We start from the raw sequence: 7,205 nt of genomic DNA on the forward strand, positions 1-7,205 counted from the left end.
GCATGGTGGAAAGGTACCTCACTTCCCCAGCGAGATGCTGGTTTCAAGGTGTCCACCATCTGGGTCGGTCAGGTCCGAAATTGTTTCATGGGAGATATCAACCCGCATCGCAGTAGCCATATGGTGCTGGATATCCCGAATGGTCATTCCGCCGGCATATAAGCTGACAATCATATCGTCAACATCTGTTAGCCGCCTAGAGCCTTTAGGAACCATGGTTGGGATAAACGTCCCGGCCCGGTCTCGTGGAACATCAATGTTTACTGGCCCGTAGTTAGAATCCACGGTTTTCGGGTAGGTGCCGTTGCGGTGATTGTCTGTTCCAGCTGAAGCCTTTCCTTGCCTATCGCCAGGCTCATAGCCAAGGTGGGCATCCATTTCAGCATTCAAACCCCGGGTGATTGAGGTTTGCAACATGCCCCGAACTAGGTCATTGGCATCCGTTGTCGACGTGCCTAGGTCATCAATCAGTTTCGCGATTGGGCCCGACCCCCGACGTATCCACTTTTCGGGGGTCGGGCCCGACGTTCTCGAACAGGTCGCCCATCTGAGCATCAGGAAGCGCCTCGAGAGACATATCAATGGTGGAGAAGTGCTTAATCACCGGCCACAAGCGGCCTGCTTGATCAAGAGCGCCCATCTTCACTCCGAAGTCGAATGCATCCCAGATATCCCGAACAGACTGTGAGAATGCGCCCACGTAGTCCATCAATGAGTCGTAGACATGGTCATCGGTTTCAGCGATGCGAGTGAGATCGAGCTCCGACCTGTTATAGAAGGAAAGCTCAAACTGGGACTGCACTTCCCAGTCCATGTACGCCTCGCTGACCCCGTCGGCGTGCAAGGAGCTGACCAACTCAAGCACCTGGTCTTTGGTCGGCGCCAGAATGCATTCGAGACGGCGGAGAACAGTCAGCGGGAGGATGTAGTCGCCGTAGTCCTCGGGTTCCACGATGGACCGGAGATACTTATCGGCAGTATTCCAGACAACAGACTGGTTGAGGTTAGCGGTGCTCACTATGCGAGGTTCCTTTTAGCAGGTCGTGGGGCAGTACGATTTGCGACTCTAGTTCTCAGCGGTATTGAAGTGGTGGAAGACTAGGCTCAGATTACGAAGAAATGAAAGGGAGGGTGGGCCGAGTCCTTTGGCGAGAGAATGTCACCCCACACTCCCAATTACAATAAGTGCTTTAAGATTTCTGATTTGGGCTTGTCTAACCCATTCGACTAGTTCGGCGAGGTTGGTTTAGCATCTTCAGCTTCTTTTTCAGCCGGGATTTCATCGAGTGAACGAATAGTTCCGTCTCGCTGATCCTTAAACATCTCTTTGCCTCGCACTACAAGCACCATAATGATTCCGGCGGCAAATCCCCAAGCGGCACCTTGAGTAGCTAAAACACCGGCGGTGATGCCGGCAATACCAAGATCTTTTTGATTTTGGGATTCCATGACACCAACTCGGACGGAAACGAATCCTTGGATAATGAGGGTAAGCGCCAATCCGACTGGAAGGATGGGCTCCACGAAGGAAGTGATTGGGAGTAACAATAGCCCAGTGATCGAGCCCCACCTGAAGGATCCTGCACCTCCAAAAATCGACTGCATAGCCTTCTTACCCTGTTTGTAGCGCTCTACAATCACTACATGCATGGCGGCCCATAATGGCCCGCACATGGCCACATCGGGCCCAATGATCGACATCAAGGCGTTACGTCCACCGAAGAGCAGGTGTGCGCGGGAGGGGTTGTACACGACAGCTTCGTCCGTGCGTACATGGTCGGCTTCTTTGAGAACAGCGTTTGCTTGCAGCACATCACCGAAGAGGACAATATACGCAGCAAGGACAGTAGGAATTGCCGTCAGGAACATTTCTGCTGGTGGCATGCCCACTCCGAAAACGGTGTACTCACTCCAAAGAGTCGCAAAATCTGGTTGTGAAAAGCCCCACTCGATATCTGGCCAAGGGGCCTCGCCGGCTAAGGGCGCAACAAAAACCGCGACAAAAATGGCAGGAAGAATTCCTAGAGAGGCAAGGAAACGCCATCCAGCAGCTTTCCTACGTAGCTCAGCAAAAGCGCGAGAATACATCAAGAAAAATGCCACGGCCCCTGCCACGCTGATAGAAATGGGGAAGCTATGGAAGCGTCCGCCTTCTTCGAAAACAGAGATAATGGCAGCGATTCCTGCTCCCAAAACGATGCCAGAACGTAGTCCTGATGGAATAAGTCTTACGACTTTTGTGGCCCATCCTGTTATGCCCAGCGTTAAGGAAAATAATCCGAGCATGAGTTGGAAGCTGATGAGGGCCCATATTCGGTCAGTTCCTTCTGGGAAGGAGTGTACATAGAGAATCAGAAGAGGGATGGCAGGAGTGATCCAACCAGGCACTACCGGATCTCCTAAGAGATGGTGGGTCAGATACAACAGCCCATTGAGTACAACTACGGCCAGGGCAACCTGATACGGCATCCCCAAGGCCTCAGTCATGAGGGGAATTGCGCCTAAGTCAACGACGCACATGAACAAGCCCTGCGTAAAATCAGGCCATTCGAGGCGGTAATGAACAAATGGTAGGCGTACTTCAAACGGTCCGGCCTTCCAATGCGGAGATTCCGAACCGATACCTTCTGCTGCAGAAGTCACCTTTTCTTGTTGCGCTGGAGTGGCTTGTTTCTTATTGTTGGGAGGTATTCTATCTTGCGACATTGGCTTTCCTTTTGCGCTGAATTGATCTCAAAGGGAGGAGAAACTAGATCGAAGTGCCGTCTTTCACTGACGACACTTGGATACGAGAATTTAAAACCGTAATGCTATTCGAATTCGATTATCTGGCGTAGCGCCATTCCTTCACTGAGGTTATCCATCGCCTCATTGATGTCCTCTAACTTGATGTGTGAAGAAATGAGTCCCTCCGCATTCAACTTTCCTTCTCGCCAAAGTTCTTCGTACTTTGGAATATCCTTGTCGGGGATAGATGACCCGAGATAGCTGCCGTGCAGGCGACGTGCTTCGCTTGTCATGACGAGTGGATCGATTTGGGCAGATGAATCTGGAGCTGGGAGACCGACAGTAACGGTGAGACCGCCGGGGCCAGTTACCTTGTATGCGGTTTCGAGTGCTTTAGGGTGACCGGCGGCTTCTACGACTGCGGAAAAGCGCTTACCGGATTCTTCTGCTTCTTGCGGAGACATTGCGGAGGTAGCACCCAGCTCAAGCGACTTCTCCAATTTGTCTGGTTGCATGTCGATACCAACGATTTCATTGACGCCTAAAGCGGCAGCTGTGATGATTGCGGACATTCCCACTCCGCCTAGGCCGACAACTGCAATTGAGTCTTCAGGTTTCGGTTTAACCTCATTGAGGATGGCCCCGCCGCCAGTCAAAATGGCACAGCCGAAGATAGCAGCGATATCTGAAGGGACGTCGTCGCCGATAGGTACGACCGAAAGCTCTGAAACTACCGCGTGAGTGGCGAAACCCGAAACCCCGAGGTGATGTTGGATCGTCTCGCCCTCACGGCTTAGGTGTCGGGTACCACGGATGAGAGTTCCTTTTTCATTAGAAGCGGACCCGATTTTGCAAGGCATTTTGCCGTTCGTTTTACAACCATCGCACTCTCCGCAACGAGGTAAAAAGGTCATGACTACGTGGTCTCCCTTTTTTACTTTGCTTACGTTTGGGCCGACCTCTTCTACGATCCCAGCGGATTCATGGCCTAGGAGCATAGGGAGAGGCCGTGGACGGTTGTTATTGACGACGGACAAGTCGGAATGGCAAAGACCCGCAGCGGTAATTTTGACCAGAACTTCATTCTCGCCGGGCGCAGTCAAATCCAGTTCGGTTATCGTCAATGGCTGCGATTCAGCATAGGGCAGAGATGCATTAGAGCGGTCTAGAACAGCACCTTTTATCTTAAGAGAATTCGACATGGTAAGAAAAATTTCCTTTCTTATTTATGGCGATATTTATTTTCAAATGGACCTCTTTTATCGCCTTGAAGTCAGAGGTTCATCGGATAATTGTTGGTGTTAGGCAATATAAGATTTGCGCAAAATGTGACCTGCGTCAAGTTTTAGTCTTGGGAATTCGCTGGACGACTGAGTGGGGTTGGATCAATTCGAGACGGGTAGTTGAGGAGTAATTTTTACTTGAAATTTTCTCGAATCAGAATTTACCTTGAATGACACCCTTAAGGATTGATATAGTGTAGAAACAGGATCGAATATATTTTCACCATATTAATTCTCAATGTTGATGTGATGTATGGTTTAAACTCAGGCCAAAATCGCTGATTTACAGTAATTCAAATACCTATAGTCGATTTGTGAAAATTGAAAGTGTATGAAGTGTCGTTAAGATGTATCTTGGCGGAAAGCCAATTGGTACAGATAAATTATCTGTACCAACTGGGCTGGTCAAAGGAATAAAATTGAACCTAGCTGTTAGGAGTGGAAGTGAATGTTTTTGAACTTCTCTGTTTGCTCCTTGATCCCGTTTTCGGTGGGGAAGCGTTCAACGGAAGAGGCTCCATAAAAGCCTCCAATTCCCTCGGTGTTGTCTAAGATATATTGGGCATCTTCTGGATTCGCAATGGGGCCACCATGGCATAGGACTAGAATTTCAGGGTTCACAGAGCGTGCAGCATCCGCCAAACTTTGCACTTTTTTAGCAGCTTTTTCGAGGGTGAGAGCTGTTTTTGCGCCGATGGTACCGGAGGTAGTGAGCCCCATGTGGGGTACCAAGATGTCTGCACCTGCTTTTGCAAGTTCCGTGGCTTGGTCTTCGTCGAAAGCGTATGGGGTTGTTAGGAGATCGAAGTCGCGAGCCATTCGGATCATGTCTATTTCTGATCCGAATCCCATGCCGGTCTCTTCGAGGTTCTGGCGGAAAACCCCATCAATGAGCCCAACAGTAGGGAAGTTTTGTACACCCGCGAAACCGATTTCTTTGATTTTTTTCAAGAAATGTTCCATAACAACGAATGGGTCTGTGCCATTTACGCCGGCGATAACTGGAGTGTCTTTTACCACTGGTAAGACTTCGTTAGCCATATCCATGACGATTTCATTGGCATTGCCGTATGCGAGCAAACCAGAAAGCGAGCCACGGCCCGCCATGCGAAAACGGCCAGAGTTATAAATGATGATCAAGTCAATTCCACCAGCTTCTGCTGCTTTGGCAGATATGCCGGTGCCCGCGCCGCCGCCTACGATGGGTTGGCCCGCGTCTAATTGGTCGCGAAGTTTGGTAAGAATTTGTTGGCGTGTCATTGAAATTCCTTTCAGTATAGAAGTTAGGCGTGTCGTTATTTGCTGCTGATTAAGGTGTGTAGCTCCTCTGCCAATGCTAGGCCGAATCCTTCATCATTGATATTGCAATCTTTTTCAATCACGGGGATCGAGGAGTCGCTGAGTGCTTTCTTAAGTTCGGAAATTGCATGAGCGTCTGCCTCGGGATCCCAAAATTGCTTGCCCTCCGCGTCTATCCCAGAAAATCCTCGGAGAGGAATAAATATTCGTGTCGGCCCGGTGGCGGCCGCCAGCTTAGAACCGATTCGTCGTCCAAGCTCGGCGTTTTCCTTGGCATTGGTGCGCATTAGGGTCACTGAGGCGTTGTGAACCACAAAGTTTCGTCCTTCAAACTTAGGTGGGACAGTCTCTTCGGGGCCAAAGTTGACCATATCTATGGCTCCCACACTGACTACCTGAGGAATTCCCTTTTTACCGGCCATCTCCAGCCTCCGAGGGCCAGCTGTTAGCACACCTCCAACCAAGTCGTCGGCTAGCTCAGTGGTAGTGAGGTCCAAAACCCCTGCCACTAAATCTGACTCAATTAGCTTTTCCATGGACTTCCCACCAGCGCCTGTTGCGTGGAAAATCTGCACCTCGTATCCGAGTCCTGCTAGATATTCTTGTGCCTCGCGGGCCGCTGGGGTTGTAAGACCAAACATTGAAATTGCTACGACTGGTTTGGTAGGTTTCTGATCCTGTGATTCTTCAAAGTTCTTTGCCATTCCAGCGATTGCGGAAGCGGCATTTCCGAGAACTTTTTGGGATATGGAGTTAATTCCAGCAACGTCGACAACTGAGTACATCAACGTCGCATCGACACCACCAACGTATGGGGATATGTCGCCAGACGCCATCGTTGACACTAACAGTTTTGGAAAACCTACTGGGAAAATCTGCATTACCGGTGCAGCCACAGAGGAGCCACCCGAGCCGCCAACAGATAAGAACCCATGAATCTCTTCTTCTTGGAAGAGTTGTTTTGTGATCTCCGCAGCGCCACGACCCAAAACTTCGAGCATCTCACTTCGGTCCTTGCGGTTTCGCAATGCGTCGGGGTCTTCGCCTGCAGCACGAATCACCTCGTCCGATGTGATATCGGCCAAAGAACTTTGGGAGAACGAACCAACATCGACAGTTATGGTCTCGATGTTGAGCAGATTCAACCGCGAGATAAGCCACTCGCAATCTTCTTCCTTTGTGTCAAGAGTCTCTTGAAGTAGAACTTTAGTCATATGTTCCTTTCTGTAGCTTGAGCTTCCTTCACGATAATATGAGCTACATAACATTACCGATCCAATTGTGAAATATTGGTTCGTGAAATATTTATTTGGAGGTTCGATGTGTTTACAGTGGATATAGCTTCGTTCGTGAGAATTTTGACCGGTTGGCAAGACATTGATGGGGGCATTAGCTCGGCATTGGAGAAAAGTATTGCGAAGGCGATTGACTCGAACTTCCTTCCCACTGGAGCGCAGCTCCCTCCTCAACGTGAAATAGCAAAAGCTTTAGTTGTAGGACGTGGCACAGTTTCGATGGCGATGAAAAATCTTGAAGCACGTGGCTATTTGCATCTTGTGCAAGGTGCAGGGGCTCGAGTTCGCTCTACACGTGCTCGAGGAAGCTACTCCGGTAGCGGTAGGCTCTTTTCTCTTACCAATGCCCCGCTGGGTGTAATTGATCTTTCCACTGGGGCGTTGCCGGCCTCTGAAGTGACTGTTGATGTACTAGCGAACGCGCGCCCTAATTTGTCACCATATTTGGAAACTGATGGATATTTTCCAGCTGGAATCCCGTTATTGCGGCACAGTTTGGCTGCTTACCTATCCGAAAATGGAATCCGGGCCCGAACCCCGGAAAGTGGACACGGGGATTTAATCAAGATGCGATAGTAAGTGTAGCTGATCCGGCGGCTTC

At 49.9% G+C, this 7,205-nt stretch carries 6 protein-coding genes and 1 pseudogene; 1 reads left to right on the forward strand and 6 read right to left on the reverse strand.

What is annotated here, in order from left to right; all coding sequences use genetic code 11:
- Window positions 1-63: 63 nt before the first annotated feature.
- The 6 genes and pseudogenes from ABRP93_RS11175 to ABRP93_RS11200 all read right to left on the reverse strand — a co-directional run.
- A pseudogene (locus ABRP93_RS11175) lies at window positions 64-477 on the reverse strand (transposase); the annotation flags it as partial.
- Window positions 464-1,018: a type I restriction-modification system subunit M N-terminal domain-containing protein gene (locus ABRP93_RS11180; protein ID WP_349887972.1), complete on the reverse strand. Its 555-nt coding sequence runs from the start codon at window positions 1,016-1,018 to the stop codon at window positions 464-466. The pseudogene ABRP93_RS11175 and the gene ABRP93_RS11180, both read right to left, overlap by 14 nt.
- A 209-nt stretch (window positions 1,019-1,227) precedes the next feature.
- Window positions 1,228-2,706 carry a hypothetical protein gene (locus tag ABRP93_RS11185; RefSeq protein WP_349887973.1) on the reverse strand — a complete coding sequence of 493 codons (1,479 nt, stop codon included), beginning with the start codon at window positions 2,704-2,706 and terminating at the stop codon, window positions 1,228-1,230.
- 104 nt (window positions 2,707-2,810) lie between these two features.
- Window positions 2,811-3,929: an alcohol dehydrogenase catalytic domain-containing protein gene (locus tag ABRP93_RS11190; protein WP_349887974.1), complete on the reverse strand. Its 1,119-nt coding sequence runs from the start codon at window positions 3,927-3,929 to the stop codon at window positions 2,811-2,813.
- Window positions 3,930-4,442: 513 nt separating this feature from the next.
- Window positions 4,443-5,270, reverse strand: a complete 828-nt coding sequence (locus ABRP93_RS11195; protein WP_349887975.1) for a phosphoenolpyruvate hydrolase family protein — start codon at window positions 5,268-5,270, stop codon at window positions 4,443-4,445.
- Between the two features lie 35 nt (window positions 5,271-5,305).
- Window positions 5,306-6,523 carry a Tm-1-like ATP-binding domain-containing protein gene (locus tag ABRP93_RS11200; RefSeq protein ID WP_349887976.1) on the reverse strand — a complete coding sequence of 406 codons (1,218 nt, stop codon included), beginning with the start codon at window positions 6,521-6,523 and terminating at the stop codon, window positions 5,306-5,308.
- 108 nt (window positions 6,524-6,631) lie between these two features.
- Between ABRP93_RS11200 and ABRP93_RS11205 the strand changes: the two genes are divergently transcribed.
- Complete coding sequence (locus ABRP93_RS11205; RefSeq protein WP_349887977.1) at window positions 6,632-7,180, forward strand: GntR family transcriptional regulator; 549 nt, start codon at window positions 6,632-6,634, stop codon at window positions 7,178-7,180.
- Window positions 7,181-7,205: the final 25 nt, after the last annotated feature.

This window comes from Corynebacterium sp. KPL2850 (assembly GCF_040225855.1).
Taxonomy (GTDB): Bacteria; Actinomycetota; Actinomycetes; order Mycobacteriales; family Mycobacteriaceae; genus Corynebacterium.

What these genes read in the sequence shown, in the direction of transcription:
- ABRP93_RS11195 (WP_349887975.1), bottom strand. Translation starts at nt 5,270, where the DNA reads ATGACACGCCAACAAATTCTTACCAAACTTCGCGACCAATTAGACGCG.
- ABRP93_RS11185 (WP_349887973.1), bottom strand. Translation starts at nt 2,706, where the DNA reads ATGTCGCAAGATAGAATACCTCCCAACAATAAGAAACAAGCCACTCCA.
- ABRP93_RS11190 (WP_349887974.1), bottom strand. Translation starts at nt 3,929, where the DNA reads ATGTCGAATTCTCTTAAGATAAAAGGTGCTGTTCTAGACCGCTCTAAT.
- ABRP93_RS11200 (WP_349887976.1), bottom strand. Translation starts at nt 6,523, where the DNA reads ATGACTAAAGTTCTACTTCAAGAGACTCTTGACACAAAGGAAGAAGAT.